Genomic DNA, 16,399 nt, shown 5'->3' with positions numbered 1-16,399 from the left:
GGAGACGCGCCGGTCGGTGACGGATAACAGAAATCTGCCCGACCAAAATTCGGCGCGTCAGTCCCGTTGACCTCCCCGTGGCACCCCCATACCTTTTCGGCGTTCGTAATCACAGATGACGTTCGTGATCCCGAACGAGCCGCACATCAAACTTCTCGCCCCCCGAGAGGCAGCCCGAATGAGCCGCTACGAATCCCATGCCCTCGACCGCAGACTGATGCTGAAGGGCGCCCTGGCCGCGGGTGCCCTGGTCGCCGCCCCCTCGGTGGCCCACGCCGCCACCGACGTACCCAGCCGGAAGGCCGCGCCGTTCGTGAACCCGCTCGTCCGCAACCGTGCCGACCCGCACATCCACCGCCACAGCGACGGCCACTACTACTTCACGGCGACCGCCCCCGAGTACGACCGGATCATCCTGCGCCGCTCCCGCACCCTGAACGGGCTCGCCACCGCCGCCGAGTCGGTCGTCTGGACCAAGCACGCCACCGGCCCCATGGGCGCGCACATCTGGGCGCCGGAGATCCACCGCATAGGCGGGAAGTGGTACATCTACTTCGCCGCCGCGCCCGCCGAGAGCGTGTGGGACATCCGGATCTGGGTCCTGGAGAACTCCAACAGAGACCCGTTCAAGGGGACTTGGGTGGAGCGCGGCCAGCTGAAAACGGCGTGGGAGACGTTCTCCCTCGACGCCACCACCTTCACCCACCGGGGCACCCGCTACCTCTCCTGGGCGCAGCACGAGCCCGGCATGGACAACAACACCGCGATCTGGCTCTCGAAGATGGCCGACCCGCTGACCCTGACGGGCCCTCAAGTACGGCTCACCACCCCGGAGTACGACTGGGAGACCATCGGCTTCAAGGTCAACGAGGGCGCGTCGTTCATCAAGCGCAACGGCCGCATCTTCATGTCGTACTCGGCCAGCGCGACCGACCACAACTACTGCATGGGCCTGCTCACGGTGGACGCCGACGCCGACCTCATGAACCCGGCGAACTGGTCGAAGTCCCCGACCCCGGTGTTCACCAGCAACGACACCACCAAGCAGTACGGGCCGGGCCACAACTGCTTCACCGTCGCCGAGGACGGCCGCACGGACGTCATCGTCTACCACGCCCGCCAGTACAAGGAGATCGTCGGCGACCCGCTGAACGACCCCAACCGGCACACCCGCGTCCAGAAGCTCGGCTGGAAACCGGACGGCACCCCCGACTTCGGCATCCCCGTGGCCGACACGGCGGCCGGTTCCGCGAAGGAGAGTGCGTGAGATGAGACGTGTGTACGCGGTTCTGCTCGCCCTCTGTCTGGCCCTGGCCGGCGCCCTGGTCACCGCGGGCCCGGCCCAGGCCGCACCCCAGACCATCGTGAACGGCACGCAGTTCACCGACGTCAACGGTTCCCCCGTGCACGCCCACGGCGGCGGGGTCATCAAGGTCGGCTCGTACTACTACTGGTTCGGCGAGCACCGCAACGCCGACAACACCTTCCGTTACGTCGACGCCTACCGCTCCAGCGACCTGAAGAACTGGGAGTTCAGGAACCACGTCCTGACCGAGGCCAGCGACCCGGAGCTCGCCACCGCCAACATCGAGCGCCCGAAGGTCATGTACAACGCGTCCACCGGCAAGTTCGTGATGTGGATGCACAAGGAGAACGGTTCCGACTACAGCGAGGCCCGGGCCGCCGTGGCCGTCTCCGACACCGTGGACGGCAACTACACCTGGCGGGGCAGCTTCCGCCCGCTCGGCCAGCACATGTCCCGCGACATCACGGTCTTCGTCGACACCGACGGCGCCGGCTACATGATCTCCGCCGCCCGCGAGAACTACGACCTCCAGATCTACCGCCTGACCAGCGACTACACCGGCATCGCCGCCCTGGTCGCGGACCCCTGGCACGGCGGCCACCGCGAGGCCCCGGCGCTGTTCAAGCGGGGCGGCGTCTACTTCATGCTGACGTCGGGCGCGACCGGCTGGAGTCCCAACCAGCAGCAGTACGCCACCGCCACGAACATCACCGGCCCGTGGACCGCGATGAAGAACGTGGGCGACTCCACGACCTACGGCTCGCAGACCGCGTACGTCCTCCCCGTGCAGGGCACGTCGACCACCTCGTACCTCTACCTGGGCGACCGCTGGGGCAACTCCTTCGGCGGCACCGTCAACGACTCCCGCTACGTCTGGCTGCCGCTGACCTTCCCGACCTCCACCTCGATGTCGATGTCCTGGTCGCCGGAGGTCACCATCGACACCGCCACCGGCACGATCAGCGGCGCGAGCGCCACGTACAACACCCTGATCGCCCGGCACAGTTCCAAGTGCGCCGACGTGACCAGCCAGTCGCTGTGGCAGGGCGCGCAGCTCAAGCAGTACGACTGCAACGGCGGCGCGAACCAGAGGTACTGGTTCAAGTCGGTGGGCAGCGGCTACTACCAGTTGGCCGTGAGAAACAGCTCCCTGTGCGTCCAGGAGAACGCGAACACGGTCACCCAGGAGAACTGCAACGCGTCGGCCACCAGCCAGCAGTGGTCGCTCACCACCACCGGCAGCTACGTGAACGTGAAGTCCCGCGCGACAGGCGAGTGCTTGGACGTGAACGGCGCGTCCACCGCCAACTCCGCCGCGATCATCACGTACACCTGCAACGGCGCGAGCAACCAGCAGTGGACGCGCGGGGTCTAGAAAGCGCTTGCCAAGCGCGATACGGTCCAGCGGCCAAGCCTTGTCGAGCCTGCCGCTGTTGTCGTCGGAGGAGCCGCGCATGAGACGTTTCGCCCTGACCGCCCTGGTGGCGGTCACGCTGGGAACCGCGCTGTCCGCCGCACCCGCCCAGGCCCGCCAACGGCCGCTGGACCTGTCCCACTGCACCGCCACCGCCTGCCACTTCGACCTCCCGCCCGGCACGTACGACGTGAAGGTCCTCATCGGAGGCGAGACCGCGTCCAGCACGAGCATCACCGGCGAGACCCGCCGCGCTCTCCTCCCCGAGACGGCCACCGAGGCTGGCGATCGCGTCGCCCGCAGCTTCACCGTGAACGTCCGCACCCCCGAGGGCGAACCGACCGGACCCGACGGCACCGCGGGCCTCGACCTGGCGATCGGCGGCTCGGCCCCCGCCCTCGCCGACATCGAGGTCACCCCCGCCCGGCGCGCCCGCCAGATCTTCCTCGTCGGCGACTCCACGGTCTGCGACCAGCCCGGCGACCCGTACGCCGGCTGGGGCCAGCAATTGCCTCAGTTCCTCCGCAAGGGCGTGTCCGTCGCCAACTACGCCGACTCCGGCGAGAGCACGGTCAGCTACCTGCAGAATCCCCGACTGTGGGCCACCGTCCAGCCGTTGATCCACCGCGGCGACCTCGTCCTGATCCAGCTCGCCCACAACGACAAGACGACCGACGGGGCGACATACCGCGCCAATCTCGAGACACTGGTCGCGGGCGTACGCGAGAAGGGCGGGACCCCGGTCCTGGTGACCCCCATCGTGCGACGCTGGTTCAACTCCGACGGCACCCTGAACAACGGCACCGCGCTCCTGGTCAACGGCCTCGGCGTCGACCACCCGGCCGTGACCCGCTCGGTCGCCGCCGCGCACGACGTCCCGCTGATCGACTTGACGGCGAAGACGAAGACGCTCGTGGAGTCCTTGGGAGTCGAGGCGTCCAAGGCGCTGTACCTGTACAACGAGAAGCGGGACAACACGCACACCTCCGTGCACGGGGCCACGGTGTATGCGGAACTGGCCCGTGCAGAACTCGTCGCCCAGCATCTGGTGCCAGGGCCTGTCTTTCGGACCGGCCCGACATTGTCCTACGGCGCCTCTTGAGCCAGGGTGAGCGGGGTCTGGTGCGTGCAGCTGCAAGGCGGAGGAGGGAGTCATGGCGGAGCCATGGCGACTGACGACAACGCGGCAGATGTGCGTGCCAGACCCCGCGGCCCAGGGCTGGTCCGAAAGACAGGACCTAGGCCTGGTGCGGGTGGGATGAGCCCCTGGGGCGCTTCGACCGGAACCGGAGCGCCCCAGGCCTTTGCCGGAAGGAAAGCGCTGTTGATGGAACTGCCCCGCGACGACCGTGACCTGAGCCCGTACACCGGATACACCCGCGCCCACTGGGAGGCCGCCGCCGACGCCCTGCTCGCCGCGGTCGAGCCGTACGCGACCGAGGACCGTGCGCTGTACCACCTGCCCGGCGACCGCACGAGCTGGTCCGGCCGGCTGTCGGACGGCCTGGAGGGCTACGCCCGTACGCTGCTGCTGGCGGCCTTCCTCCGGGACGAGACCGCGCTGGAGCGTTACGCGGACGGTCTCGCGGCGGGCGTCTCGGGTATCTGGCCGCGTATCGAAGACCGCAGCCAGCCGCTGGTGGAGGCGGCCTCGATCGCCCTCGCCCTGCGACTGACCCGCCCCCTCCTCTGGGACCGTCTCGACGACGGCGTCCGGCAGCGCGCCGCGGCCTGGCTCGGCGACGCGCTCACCGCCGAAGCCTGGCCCTGCAACTGGGAGTTGTTCCCGGTCACCGTGGGCGGCTTCCTCCAGGACATCGGTTACGAAACCGACGCGTCCCGCGCGGCGATCGACCGCGGTCTGGAACGCATCGAGAAGTGGTACATCGGCGACGGCTGGTACACCGACGGCGACGGCCGCAAGTTCGACTACTACAACGGCTGGGCCATGCACCTCTACCCGGTGCTGCACGCCTGGCTCGCCGACGACCCCGAACTGCTCGACCTCTACGGCGGCCGGCTCGCACGCCATCTGGAGGACTACGCCCGGCTGTTCGGCGGCGACGGCGCCCCCATGCACCAGGGCCGCTCCCTGACGTACCGGTTCGCCACGACGTCCCCGCTGTGGCTGGGCGCGCTGACCGGCCGTACCCCCCTGTCACCGGGCGAGACCCGACGGCTGGCCTCGGGAGCGCTGCGCTACTTTCTCGACCGGGGTGCCGTGGACGACAACGGCCTGCTCACCCTCGGCTGGCACGGCCCCGACGAGGCGCTCCTGCAAGGCTATTCGGGCCCGGCGTCCCCCTACTGGGCCAGCAAGGGCTTCCTCGGCCTGCTCCTGCCGCCGGACCACGAGGTGTGGACGGCGACCGAGGAGCCAGGACCGGCGGAACGCTCCGACGCCGTGACCCCGGTCCACCCGGTCAACTGGCTGATCCACTCCACCCGTTCCGACGGCCTGGTCCGCCTCCACAACCACGGCAGCGAGGACGTCCGCTACGACCCGTACTACACCCGGCTCGCCTACTCGACGGTGACGCGGCCCTCACCGTCGTACGACAACAGCGTGATCGTCGACGACGACCCGAGCCGCACGGACATCGTGCCGCTGGGCGTGGGGGAGGGCTGGGTCGCCTCCCGGCACCGGACGGCGGGCGGGGCCCGGGTGACGAGCCTGGTGCTGGCGCGCGGGGCGGTGGAGGTGAGGGCCTTCAGGGTGTCCGGTGCTCCGGAGGGCACCTCCGTGCGGATCACCGGATGGGCGGCGCAGGACGGGGCGCGCGCCGAACTCCTGCCCGTGGTGGGCCTGAACGACGACCTCGCGGGATCGACGACCGACGGCACGCTCTTCGTCGCGCTCGCCCGGCTGACCGCCGACCCGGAACCGGTCCCTCTCGCGGACTCGGCCGCCGTACATCTCGACGAGGCGGGGGAGTTGACCGTCCGCTGGAGCGACGGCACCGAGACGCGCGTCCGGCTGCACGACGGATCCGCGCATTTCCCTGATCCCGGGTAAGAGGCTCGCCCTATCGCCGAAGAGGAAACCGGTCTTTGTAACAAGCGGACGAATGCGGCTTGACTGCTCTGCTAAAGGCATACGGCAGTCCCCAGCCGGCCGCCATCTTGCGGCCCTTTCTCGAAGGCATTCCGAAATGAACGCACCGATGCGCAGATTCGTCATAGGCACTGCCGCGGTTTCGCTGGCTTTTTCCGTGGCCGCCTGTGGGAAGGCCGGGGACGACGATTCCGGCAGTGACAGCACCGGCTCCTCCTCGGGCGGCAACTCCGTCGGCCTCCTCCTGCCGGACAGCGTCACCGAGCGCTACGACAAGTTCGACAAGCCGTACTTCGAGGCCAAGGTCACGTCCCTCTGCCCGGACTGCACCGTCGAGTACGCGAACGCCGCCGGCGACCCCGCCAAGCAGGCTCAGCAGATCAGCAGCATGGTGACCAAGGGCGTCAAGGTCCTCGTGGTCGACCCGCAGGACTCCGCCGCGATCAAGTCCTCCATCCAGTCCGCGGTGGACAAGGGCATCAAGGTCATCGCCTACGACCGCCTGGCCCAGGGCCCGGTCTCGGCGTACGTCTCCTTCGACACCGTCAAGGTCGGCGAGCTCCAGGGCCGGGCCCTGCTCGCCGCGCTCGGCTCCAAGGCGACCCCGAAGTCCAAGGTCGTCATGGTCAATGGTGACGACGCCGACCCGAACGCCGCCAAGTTCAAGGAAGGCGCCCACAACGCCCTCGACGGCAAGGTCGACATCGCCTACGAGCAGTCCGGCCTGTGGAAGGACACCGTCGCCGCGCAGAAGATGTCCGCCGCGATCACCCAGCTCGGCGCGACGAACATCGCGGGCGTCTACGCCGCCAACGACGGCATGGCCGGCGGCATCGCCAACACCCTCAAGGGCGCCGGCATCAGCGGCATCCCGCTGACCGGTCAGGACGCCGAGCTCGCCGCCATCCAGCGCATCCTAAGCGGAACCCAGTCGGCCACCATCTACAAGGCCTTCAAGCCCGAGGCCGAGGCCGCCGCCCAGCTCGCGGTCAACCTGCTGCGGGGCAAGGACATCTCCGCCCTCGCCACCCAGACCGAGACCAGCGGCTCCGGCGACAAGGTCCCCTCCCGGCTGCTGACCCCGGTGTCGGTCACGGTGGACAACATCGACGACACGGTCGTCAAGGACGGCCTTTACACGGTCGCCGACATCTGCACCGCCGGCTACGCCGCCGCCTGCGAGAAGGCCGGCCTCGAATAGGCGTCTCTTGTCATCCACCTCTTGTCATCCACCGCGCCCGCCCCGGCGCGCACGGTATTCCCGCCGGTCAGCGGCGAAGGAGATGGTTCACGTGTCCGCTACGCCCGTGCTGGCGTTGCGCGGAGTCTCCAAGCGATTCGGTGCGGTGCAGGCACTCACCGACGTCGAGCTGGAGGTCCATGCCGGAGAAGTGGTCGCCCTGGTGGGCGACAACGGCGCCGGAAAGTCCACCCTGGTCAAGACGATCGCGGGGGTCCACCCCATCGACGAGGGCGTCATCGAGTGGGAGGGCACGCCGGTCGGCATCACCAAGCCGCACGACGCCCAGGGTCTCGGTGTCGCGACCGTCTACCAGGACCTCGCGCTCTGCGACAACCTCGATGTGGTCGGCAACCTCTACCTCGGCCGCGAGCTGCTGCACCGGGGCGTCATCGACGAGGTGTCGATGGAGAAGAACGCCCGCGAGCTGCTGTCCACGCTCTCCATCCGCATCCCCAGCGTGCGCATCCCGATCGCGAGCCTCTCCGGCGGTCAGCGCCAGGTCGTCGCCATCGCCCGCGCGCTCATCGGCGACCCGAAGGTCGTCATCCTCGACGAGCCCACCGCCGCCCTCGGCGTCGAGCAGACCGCGCAGGTCCTCGACCTCGTCGAGCGGCTGCGCGAGCGCGACCTCGGCACCATCCTCATCAGCCACAACATGGCCGACGTCAAGGCGGTCGCGGACACCGTCGCCGTCCTGCGCCTGGGCAGGAACAACGGCTCCTTCCCCGTGAAGGACACCAGCCACGAAGAGATCATCGCCGCGATCACGGGTGCCACGGACAACGCCGTGACCCGTCGTGCGGGGCGTCGTACCGCGGAGGCGGCACAGTGAGCAACACCTCGAAGACCCTGAACCCCCGCTCCGCGGCCGCCGACGACCCCACCGCCGCGCCGGTCGCCGTCGTCGACCCGCGCCTGCTGGTCCGTGAGGAGGGCCTCAAGGGCTACGTCACCGAGTTCCAGCGGAAGATCAAGGGCGGTGAGCTGGGCTCGCTGCCGGTGGTCATCGGCCTGATCGTCATCTGGGCGATCTTCCAACTGCAGAACGACCGCTTCCTGAGCGCCGACAACCTGGCGAACATCAGCTACTACCTGTCGGCCACCGGCATGCTCGCCATCGGCCTGGTGTTCGTGCTGCTGCTCGGCGAGATCGACCTGTCCGTCGGCTCGGTCAGCGGTCTGGCGTCCACCCTGTTCGCGGTGTTCGTGGCAAACCAGGGGCTGAACGCCTGGCTCGCGCTCGCTCTCACGATCATGACCGGCATCCTGATCGGTGCGCTGCACGGCTGGTTCTTCGCCAGGATCGGCGTACCCGCCTTCGTGGTGACCCTGGCCGGCTTCCTCGGCTGGAACGGTCTGATGCTGTGGCTGCTGGGCGACAGCGGCACCATCAACATCCCGTCCGACTCCGGCCCGGTCCACCTGCTCGGCCAGAGTTCCTTCTTCATGGACCAGGCCATCATCGGCGCCTACCTGCTGGCCGGCCTCGGCGTCGTGCTGAGTCTCGTCGGCAACGTCAACGAGCAGCGCCGCCGCAAGGCCGCGAACGTGCCCTTCCGGCCCACCGGCGAGATCCTGCTGCGCGTCATCCTGCTGGCTCTCGTGTCCTTCGCCGCGGCGGCCGTGCTGAACAACTCCGCCGGCGTCTCCAACGCGCTGGTCATCTTCCTGGCCTGCCTGATCACCATGGACTTCGTGTTGCGCCGCACCACCTACGGCCGGAAGGTGTTCGCGGTCGGCGGCGGCACGGAGGCGGCCCGCCGTGCGGGTATCAGCGTGCCGATGGTCCGTATCTCCGTCTTCGCGATCGCCGGTGGCTTCGCCGCGGTCGGCGGCATGTTCTTCGCCGGCCAGACCGCCAGCGCCACGCTGTCCGCCGGTGGCGGCAACACCCTGATGCTGGCCATCGCCGCGGCGGTCATCGGCGGCACGTCGCTGTTCGGCGGGCGTGGCTCCGTCTGGTCCGCCCTGCTCGGCATGCTCGTCATCCAGTCGATCCAGACCGGTCTCGACCTGCTGAACATGAACACGTCGATCCAGTACATGATCACTGGGGGTGTTCTGCTGGGTGCGGTGGTTATCGACTCCGTCTCCCGTCGCAGTCAGAAGGCCGCGGGCCGCGCGTAGGGCGGTTTTACGCTGCGGGTCCGTTGTGGCTGGTCGCGCAGTTCCCCGCGCCCCTTCAGGGCGCGGTACCGTGCGCGGTGATCTCTCGAGCGATCCGGTTGAACGTCACCGCGTCTGTGCTGCGCAGGGCGAAGGCATAGACGTCCACCGTCGGCGGGGGATTGATGGTCACCAGGTCGAGCGATGCGGGCAGGGCGTAGCCGGAGGGCACCAGGGTCGCTCCCAGGCCGGCGTCCACGTAGGAGACGGCGGCACTCAGACTGGCCGCGGACGGATCGTCCGTGCGCGTGTCGCCGATCGATTTCCGTAGTTCGGTCAAGACCGGAGCGTTCGACGGGCAGGTGACCCATTCCTGTGCACCGAGGCTCCCGGCTGGCACAGAAGTCGTGGGGGAGGAGCCGTGGGGAACGGCCATCCCGAGTTCCAGTGAGCCGATGCGGTGCTTTCGCTCCCGCCACGACGACGCGTGCAGAGGACCGACGCCGACGTCGATGCCGCCCGATCCGACTGCCTCGATGAGCGATTCCGCGTCGGCGAAGTTCACGACGCGAGCCGAGAGCTTCGGCGCGGACGCCCGCAGAGTTGCCACGGACTTCGCCAGCCACAGGGTGGGCGTCATCTCGTTCGCGCCGATGATGATGTCCTTGCGCGTGCTGCTCGCCGCCCGGACCGCCACCTCCCGCGCACGCTCGACCGCCTGCATCGCCTGCTGGGCCTCGACGAGGAAGGCCCGCCCCGCGGGAGTGGTGGAGGTGCCCGTCGCCGTACGCTCGAACAGCACGACACCCAGGGAGCGTTCCAGGCTCGAGATCTGCTGGGACAGGGACGGCTGGGCGACATGCAGTGCTTTCGCGGCGGCGCAGATGGCCCCCGCTTCATCGACAGCGAGCGCGTACTCGATCTGCCGCAGAGTGACTGTCATAGGGGCAGTCTAAGGGCGACGTCATAGACTTGGCCTATAGCCATTTCCTCTTAGGTAAGTGAGAAGTGGTCTTTGTTACCTCTCCGGCGAGCGTGTTTCGCTACTCGCATGACTCCCCAGATAAACGCCGTCGGTGAGATAGACCGTCTCGCCGATACGCTGCGTGGCTTCGACATCGTCGACCTGAGCCACACGCTCGAAATCGGCATCCCCACTTTCCCGACGCATCCGAAATACATCATCGCCGATTACGTGTCGATGGACGACGTCGCGGAATTCAAGCAGCTCATCATGTGCGACCACTCCGGCACGCACATCGACTCGCCCTCGCACTTCGTCCCCGATCCCGAGGACCCCCGGCGGATCTCCACCGCCGACCTGAGCGTGTCCCAGCTGATCGGCCGCGCCGTGGTGATGGCGTTCGGCCCGTTCGAGGCCACCAGCCACCACATCAGCCTGGCGGATGTGCAGGCCTGGGAGGCGGCGAACGAGCCGGTCCGTGAGGGCGACATCGTCATCATCAACACCGGCTGGGCCCGGCACTGGAAGCGCATCCCCGAGGGCTTCGACTACCTGCGCGGCTGGCCGGGACTGAGCGGTGAGGCGTCCGCCTATCTGCGCGGCAAGAACATCAAGGCCGTCGGTATCGACTGCATCAGCATCGACCCCGGTGACGTGTCGGGCGCCGACCTGAAGGCGCACTACGAGTTCCTGCCCAACGGCGTCCTGGTCCTGGAGAACCTGACCAACCTCGACGGACTGCCCCCGGTGGTCCTGTTCGGCGCCCTGCCGCTGAAGATCGCGGGCGGCACCGGCTCCCCGGTCCGCGCCGTCGCTGTCGTCGCCGAAGGAGACTCCCGTGTCTGACCACATCACGCTGCGCGACGTCGAACTCCCCCCGCTGTCCGCGCTCGAGCCCGAGCCGGTCCTGTCGGGCGAGGTGTACGCCGGCCGGATCAGTCGCACGCGCGAGCGGATGCGCGAGCTGGGCCTCACCCACCTCATCGCCTACGCCGACCGGGAACACCCCGGCAATAGCCTCTACCTGACGGGCTTCGACCCCCGGTTCGAGGAAGCCCTGGTGGTGCTGGACCTGGACAACGCACCCTGGATCCTCGCCGGCAACGAGTCGAGCGCGATGATCCCCGGTCTGCCCGTCCCCGCGACGGCCGTGCTGTGCCAGTCGCTCAGCCTGCCCGGGCAGGACCGCAGCGTCCAGCCGCGCGTCTCCGCGGCCCTGCGCCAGGCCGGCGTCGGCCCGGAATCCCGCGTGGGACTCGTCGGATGGCGGCAGATCACGGCCGGCGACTCCCCAATCTCGCCGTACGCCTACGCCGTCCCGGCCTTCGTGATCGGTGAGATCCTGGACGTCACCCGGAACCTCACCGACGCCACGTCGATCCTCATGGGCATCGACGGCCTGCGCTCCCGCAACGAGGCCGACCAGATCGCGCTCAACGAGCACCGCGCCACCCGCGCCGCCGGCCACGCCTGGCGCGCACTCGAGGCTCTCGAGCCCGGACGCTCGGAACTGGCGACCGCCGAGCACATGGCCCTCAACGGTCTGCCCCTGACCGCCCACGTGATGCTGACCACCGGGTCCGGCAAGATCGTGGGTCTGTGCAGCCCCAGCGACCGCGTGATCGGGCACGGAGACCTGCTGTCGACCGCGGTCGGGCTCCAGGGCGGACTGACCTCGCGCGCCGGATACGTGCTGCGCGCCGACGAACTCGACCAGCGGCAGACCGACTTCGCGGCCGGCTACTTCGCCGCCATCGCCACCTGGTACCAGGGCCTCATCCTGGGGGCGTCGACCGCCGAGATCGCCGAGCGGACCACGCGGGAGCTGGCGAAGTCGTCGATCCGCCCGCTGCTGAACCCCGGGCACCTGCAGCACATCGACGAATGGCTCGACAGCCCCTTCGCCGCCGGATCCCATGGCACCGTCCACTCCGGCATGTCACTGCAAGCCGACATCATCCCCGTGGGATCCACCCCGGATCTGGCCGCCAACTGCGAGGACGCCGTCGCGATCGCCGACGCCGACCTGCGCGCGGAACTCGCCGAGCGCTATCCGCAGATGTGGGCACGCGTCACCGCCCGCCGCACCTTCATGACGCACACCCTCGGCCTGCGGATCGCCGAAGAAGTCCTTCCCCTCTCGGACCGGCAGGCAGTGCTGCCACCCGCGCTGCTCTCGCTCTCCTCGGTCCTGGTCGCCACCGCCACCGCGTAGAAACCGTCTGTCGCCCGCAGGACCGTCGACGCAACTGGCCCATATTGCGTTGCTCGGACCTGCCGGGTGACCAAGAATCACCGCATGACTTCCGCGATCCGCCATACGACCGTCGACTGCGCCCACCCCTACGAACTCGCCACCTTCTGGTCGCGGGTCCTGGACCTGCCCGTGCACAAGGACGACAAGCCCGACGACGAGGAGGTCCTGATCGAGGGCGCCGGCCTGCTCTTCATCGCCGTGCCGGAAGCCAAGTCCATCAAGAACCGCGTGCACTTCGACCTTCAGCCGCAGGACCGCACGCGTGACGAGGAGGTCGAGCGGCTCCTGGCCCTCGGCGCCACGCTGCTCGACGACCGCCGCAATCCGGACGGCACCGGCTGGGCGGTCCTCGCCGACCCCGAGGGCAACGAGTTCTGCGTGGAGCGAGGGGCGGGGGAGCGGGCGGGTACGTCGTGAGACCGACGGCACAGACCGGAAACGGCCCGGCTGGTACCGTGGATGCTTTCGTGGGTATCAGAACCTTTGTACTCAGCACCGTACTCATCACCGGCGAGGGACCGAGGAACCATGGATATGGACATCCCCGGCGACAGGCGACTGGCGGCCGCCGTCGTGATGAACGACGACCAGCAGGTGCTGCTGGTGCGCCGCAGTGAGAAGGAGCGGTTTCTGCCGCGGGTGTGGGGCGTGCCGTGCGGGAAGCTGGAGCCGGGCGAGAGTCCCGAGGACGGCGCGCTGCGTGAGCTGAAGGAAGAGACCGGGCTGCTCGGAGAGATCGTACGGAAGGTCGGCCAGTCGTCCTTCGTCAGCGACTACCGGGGCCGCGAGATCAAGAACTGGCAGGACAACTTCCTGGTCAGGCCGTTGTCCGGGTCGGTCAGCCTGCCCGAGCCCGACCAGGAGCACATCTGGCTGCGGCCGTCCGAGCTGACCAGGGTCGACATCGACGACTACAACCTCGACGTCGTACGCCAGGCCCTCATGAACTCCTGAGCAGTTCCGCCAGACCGCCGAGCGCGCCCAGGTAGTCCGCCGTGCTCAGCGGCACCTTCGCCACCGCCCCCGGATGCGGGCCCGCCGCCGTGAACACATCGGTGCTGCGCCGCCGTTCGCTTCCCGTCTCCAGGAACAGCGTCACGGTCGGCCGGTCGGTGTCGCACCAGGCGCGGTGCAGGGTGTGCGGCGGCAGGGCGTACGAGCTGCCCGCCGCGTACTGCCCCACATGCGTCAGCCGCAGCCGGGCCGGGCCCGCCGGCGCCAGCCGCCAGTCCGCCGAGCTCTCCGCCAGGGACTCCTCGTACCGGTCGGCCGCGATCCCGCCGTCGCCCCGCACCTCGTACAGCTCCATGGCCAGCCGCCCCCGGACGATGTAAGAGGCCAGCGGGGAACGGTGGTTGTGGATGTCCTCCTTGCCGATCCCGCCGGTGCCGGGATGCCACAGGTGCGCACGCAGCATGTGCCGGGGGCCGCCGTCGATCAGCAGGAGCTTGTCGAAACCGAGTACATGGCGGTACGACAGCCTGGCGCAACCTTCCGGATCGCCCTCCCCGGAGGCGAGTTCGGCGATCAGCTCCAACAGGCGCTCGGAGGAGCCCAGTTCGGCGACGACGGAACGGGCGGCGGTCGCGAACTCGCGCTCGGACAGCTCACCGTCCATCGCCGAGGCCAGCAGCCGCCGAGCCGCCAGAGCCTGCCGACCGCCCATGCGTCATCCTCCAACTCCCGCCCGTGTCAGGCGAGTTCGACCGACCTTCAGTGCTCAAGCCTCTGGCTGATACATCCATACGGCATGGGCCCGCAGCGCGCAAAGGCCTTGATACGTCATCCAGATCGGCCGGCGCAGCTGGGTGCCGTCACCGAGCCCCCAGGTCCAGGTGCCGCCGGACTGCCCGGCCCACACCGCGGCGACGGCCCCGTCCAGCCGCTCCCGCCACCGCTCCTCGAGCCCTTCGTCACGGGCGACCCGCCGTGCCGTCGGCGACATCAGGGCACGGACCACCCAGGCGGCGGTGAAGTGCCGTACGTTCAGCACCTCGTGGCGCGAGGGGTCGTCGGTGCGCGGGCGCCGTACCTCCTCGCGGAGATTGGCCAGGTCGGCGCAGGAGTCGTGCGGTCCGTCCGGGCAGGCCAGCAGCCAGCGGACGCCGTCCTCCCGGGTGGCGCGGGCGGACGCGTTGTCGCCGAGGACCACGGCCGCCCGGTCGAGGGCGACCACCGCCTGGGCGGTGTGCAGCGCGGACGCCGTGCCGTTGTCCAGATCGAGCCGGTAGTCCCAGCAGCGCAGGTGCTCGCGGCCCGGGTCGCTGAGCGCGCCGTCAACGATCGCCTCGCGCAGCCGGGGCAGCAGCGCGGAGTCGGGCGCGGCCCGCAGCAGCCCGCGCAGCACCGTCGTCACGACATGCGTCGACTCCCGTCCGGCACGGTCGAGTTCATGGGTGAACCCGGCCGCACACCGGGCCACCTCGTCCGCGAGCCGGTCCCGCGACGCCCCCGCCCGGGCCAGCGCGCCCAGCACCAGCGCGGTGACCTCCGGACGCGGCTCGGACCCCTGCGAGCGGGCCGACCAGCCGCCGTCCGGGAGCCGCAGCCGCCCCAGTGTGTCCACCAGATCGCCGGTGGACACCCGTCCGTCGGGCGCGCCGAGGTCGAGCATGATGTGCAAGCCGTAGGCCGTGCCGACCGCGGTGGGGCGGGCCGGGCTGCTCTCGCCCAGGGCGTGCGTCCAGCCGGTGAGCCGCCCGAGGTCCGGGTCGTCGACGACGGCCAGCTGCTCGGCGAGAGCGTCGTACGCACCGGCGAACACCTCGGGAAGCGGGCCGGGCGCGAGGGCCGGACCGATCGCCGGAGCCGCTGTGCTCGGCGCGCGTGCGACGGCCGCGGCCCGGGCCCGCACCAGCGCCGCCGCCAGCCAGGCGGCGAGCCCCGTGCCGAGGCCGCTCACCCCGGCGATCAGATACTTGGCGGCCTCTCCGTCGAGGGAGTCGGGCAGTACCCCGAACAGGAACTGGAACACCCCGTATCCGGCCGCCGCACAGCCGAGTCCGCCGAGCCAGCCCACGAACCGGGCCGGCTGCGCACCGCCGTCGCCGTCCCCGCCGTCCGGCACCGGGGGCACCGAACCGGGCCCGCGCGGCCTGCGGCCCAACTGCTGCTGAGACAAGGCGCGTTCCCTCCCCCGTGGCCGACGGCACGTGACATTCGCGAAGCTTCCAGTCTATGTGGTCGCCGTGGCACCTGGGACGCCGACCGGAACCAGCGTCTCCGCGAGCCGCTCGGCAAAGGGGACGGGGTGCTGGACGGCACCGAGGTGTCCACCCGGGAACTCGGCGAAGTCGCCGTCCAGCGCCTGGGCGAGGAACTCGGCGGTTCGGTGGAGGAGTTGACCGCGGGAGTCGGTGCCGGCGGCGACGGTGAGGCGGGAGGAGAGGGAGGCGAGCCTCTCGAGGTCGGGGATGTACGAGGTGAACGGGCGCAGGACATGGCGGAGGGAGAGGGCCATGGGGCTGGCCAACTCCTCCTCACGCGACAGACGTTGAACCTCGGGGATCTCCTGGGGGATCTCCATGGGCTCGCTCGACGTCAGCATGGCGGTCATCAGGGAGCCGGCGGCCGCGAGCCCCGCCGCACGATAACGGTCGCACACCTCCGCGAACATGGCCTGATGCCGTGCCCCGTCGGGCAGCACACCGACGCTCGGCGGTTCGTGCGCGACGACATGCCGCAGCCGTTCGGGATGCCGGGCGAGCAGATCGAGGGCGACGACTCCGCCGGCGCTGCTGCCGAAGACGTACGCGGCCTGCCCGTCGGGGAGCACGGCGTCGAGCACCCGGCCGGCGCCGTCGCTCCAGTCCTCGACCCGCTGGTCGGCGACGGGCAGCCCGAGGCGCCCGTGCGCGAGCCCGAGCGGGTCGTACGTCACCACGGTGAACCGCTCGGCGAGCCGCGCCGTCATCCCGTCCAGGCCCATCGGGTGCCCGGCGCCCCCGGGAACGACGAGCAGGACGGGCCCGCTGCCGGCTATGTCGTAATACAGGTCAGTCACGCGTCTCCTTGTTCGAGGGCCAGTGATCTGGTGATGTCAGGGCGCAACGGG

15 protein-coding genes are annotated in these 16,399 nt (G+C 69.6%); 11 read left to right on the top strand and 4 right to left on the bottom strand.

Annotation, left to right across the window (positions count from 1 at the left end; all coding sequences use genetic code 11):
* The first annotated feature begins 178 nt into the window (after positions 1-178).
* From OG828_RS12255 to OG828_RS12225, 7 genes are all read left to right on the top strand, one after another.
* Entirely contained in the window at positions 179-1,267 is a 1,089-nt protein-coding gene (locus OG828_RS12255; RefSeq protein ID WP_328501140.1) for a glycoside hydrolase family 43 protein, read from the top strand.
* Position 1,268: 1 nt separating this feature from the next.
* Entirely contained in the window at positions 1,269-2,681 is a 1,413-nt protein-coding gene (locus OG828_RS12250; protein WP_328501139.1) for an RICIN domain-containing protein, read from the top strand.
* A 79-nt stretch (positions 2,682-2,760) separates the two neighbouring features.
* Positions 2,761-3,822, top strand: a complete 1,062-nt coding sequence (locus OG828_RS12245) for a rhamnogalacturonan acetylesterase (RefSeq protein ID WP_328501138.1) — start codon at positions 2,761-2,763, stop codon at positions 3,820-3,822.
* 225 nt (positions 3,823-4,047) lie between these two features.
* On the top strand, positions 4,048-5,736 hold the full coding sequence (locus tag OG828_RS12240; RefSeq protein WP_328501137.1) for a DUF2264 domain-containing protein: 1,689 nt from the start codon (positions 4,048-4,050) through the stop codon (positions 5,734-5,736).
* A 148-nt stretch (positions 5,737-5,884) separates the two neighbouring features.
* Entirely contained in the window at positions 5,885-6,976 is a 1,092-nt protein-coding gene (locus OG828_RS12235; RefSeq protein ID WP_328501136.1) for a sugar ABC transporter substrate-binding protein, read from the top strand.
* Between the two features lie 82 nt (positions 6,977-7,058).
* Positions 7,059-7,850 carry an ATP-binding cassette domain-containing protein gene (locus OG828_RS12230; protein WP_328501135.1) on the top strand — a complete coding sequence of 264 codons (792 nt, stop codon included), beginning with the start codon at positions 7,059-7,061 and terminating at the stop codon, positions 7,848-7,850.
* Positions 7,847-9,145, top strand: a complete 1,299-nt coding sequence (locus tag OG828_RS12225) for a sugar ABC transporter permease (protein WP_328501134.1) — start codon at positions 7,847-7,849, stop codon at positions 9,143-9,145. Before OG828_RS12230 ends, OG828_RS12225 begins: the two co-directional genes overlap by 4 nt.
* A gap of 55 nt (positions 9,146-9,200) precedes the next feature.
* On the opposite strand, the gene OG828_RS12220 is transcribed toward OG828_RS12225, so the two are convergent.
* The gene (locus OG828_RS12220; protein WP_328354206.1) at positions 9,201-10,067 is read right to left on the bottom strand and encodes a LysR family transcriptional regulator; all 867 of its coding nucleotides are present in this window, start codon (positions 10,065-10,067) and stop codon (positions 9,201-9,203) included.
* Between the two features lie 108 nt (positions 10,068-10,175).
* Here OG828_RS12220 and OG828_RS12215 point away from each other — a divergent pair, with 108 nt between their 5' ends.
* The 4 genes from OG828_RS12215 to OG828_RS12200 all read left to right on the top strand — a co-directional run bounded on the left by OG828_RS12215 (position 10,176) and on the right by OG828_RS12200 (position 13,299).
* Positions 10,176-10,934, top strand: a complete 759-nt coding sequence (locus OG828_RS12215; RefSeq protein WP_328501133.1) for a cyclase family protein — start codon at positions 10,176-10,178, stop codon at positions 10,932-10,934.
* Complete coding sequence (locus OG828_RS12210) at positions 10,927-12,303, top strand: hypothetical protein (protein WP_328501132.1); 1,377 nt, start codon at positions 10,927-10,929, stop codon at positions 12,301-12,303. Before OG828_RS12215 ends, OG828_RS12210 begins: the two co-directional genes overlap by 8 nt.
* Positions 12,304-12,387: 84 nt before the next feature.
* Positions 12,388-12,762, top strand: coding sequence for a VOC family protein (locus OG828_RS12205; RefSeq protein WP_328354196.1), 375 nt, complete (start codon positions 12,388-12,390; stop codon positions 12,760-12,762).
* Between the two features lie 111 nt (positions 12,763-12,873).
* On the top strand, positions 12,874-13,299 hold the full coding sequence (locus OG828_RS12200; protein ID WP_374104734.1) for an NUDIX hydrolase: 426 nt from the start codon (positions 12,874-12,876) through the stop codon (positions 13,297-13,299).
* On the opposite strand, the gene OG828_RS12195 is transcribed toward OG828_RS12200, so the two are convergent.
* Genes OG828_RS12195 through OG828_RS12185 form a run of 3 tightly spaced genes read right to left on the bottom strand, consistent with a single transcriptional unit; the run spans position 13,286 to position 16,348 of the window.
* On the bottom strand, positions 13,286-14,011 hold the full coding sequence (locus OG828_RS12195) for a hypothetical protein (RefSeq protein WP_328354193.1): 726 nt from the start codon (positions 14,009-14,011) through the stop codon (positions 13,286-13,288). The genes OG828_RS12200 and OG828_RS12195 overlap by 14 nt on opposite strands.
* A 54-nt stretch (positions 14,012-14,065) precedes the next feature.
* Positions 14,066-15,466, bottom strand: a complete 1,401-nt coding sequence (locus OG828_RS12190; RefSeq protein WP_328501131.1) for a hypothetical protein — start codon at positions 15,464-15,466, stop codon at positions 14,066-14,068.
* A gap of 54 nt (positions 15,467-15,520) precedes the next feature.
* Entirely contained in the window at positions 15,521-16,348 is an 828-nt protein-coding gene (locus tag OG828_RS12185; RefSeq protein WP_328501130.1) for an alpha/beta fold hydrolase, read from the bottom strand.
* Positions 16,349-16,399 lie beyond the last annotated feature (51 nt).

Origin of the sequence: Streptomyces sp. NBC_00457 (genome assembly GCF_036014015.1) — a bacterium.
Taxonomy (GTDB): Bacteria; Actinomycetota; Actinomycetes; order Streptomycetales; family Streptomycetaceae; genus Streptomyces.
This window is presented reverse-complemented; position numbering and strand designations above follow the sequence as displayed.

Bases quoted from the DNA above. Each gene is read 5' to 3' on its own strand.
- OG828_RS12215 (WP_328501133.1), top strand. From the start codon at position 10,176: ATGACTCCCCAGATAAACGCCGTCGGTGAGATAGACCGTCTCGCCGAT.
- OG828_RS12200 (WP_374104734.1), top strand. From the start codon at position 12,874: ATGGATATGGACATCCCCGGCGACAGGCGACTGGCGGCCGCCGTCGTG.
- OG828_RS12235 (WP_328501136.1), top strand. From the start codon at position 5,885: ATGCGCAGATTCGTCATAGGCACTGCCGCGGTTTCGCTGGCTTTTTCC.
- OG828_RS12195 (WP_328354193.1), bottom strand. From the start codon at position 14,011: ATGGGCGGTCGGCAGGCTCTGGCGGCTCGGCGGCTGCTGGCCTCGGCG.
- OG828_RS12220 (WP_328354206.1), bottom strand. From the start codon at position 10,067: ATGACAGTCACTCTGCGGCAGATCGAGTACGCGCTCGCTGTCGATGAA.
- OG828_RS12205 (WP_328354196.1), top strand. From the start codon at position 12,388: ATGACTTCCGCGATCCGCCATACGACCGTCGACTGCGCCCACCCCTAC.
- OG828_RS12255 (WP_328501140.1), top strand. From the start codon at position 179: ATGAGCCGCTACGAATCCCATGCCCTCGACCGCAGACTGATGCTGAAG.
- OG828_RS12250 (WP_328501139.1), top strand. From the start codon at position 1,269: ATGAGACGTGTGTACGCGGTTCTGCTCGCCCTCTGTCTGGCCCTGGCC.
- OG828_RS12230 (WP_328501135.1), top strand. From the start codon at position 7,059: ATGGTTCACGTGTCCGCTACGCCCGTGCTGGCGTTGCGCGGAGTCTCC.
- OG828_RS12245 (WP_328501138.1), top strand. From the start codon at position 2,761: ATGAGACGTTTCGCCCTGACCGCCCTGGTGGCGGTCACGCTGGGAACC.
- OG828_RS12240 (WP_328501137.1), top strand. From the start codon at position 4,048: ATGGAACTGCCCCGCGACGACCGTGACCTGAGCCCGTACACCGGATAC.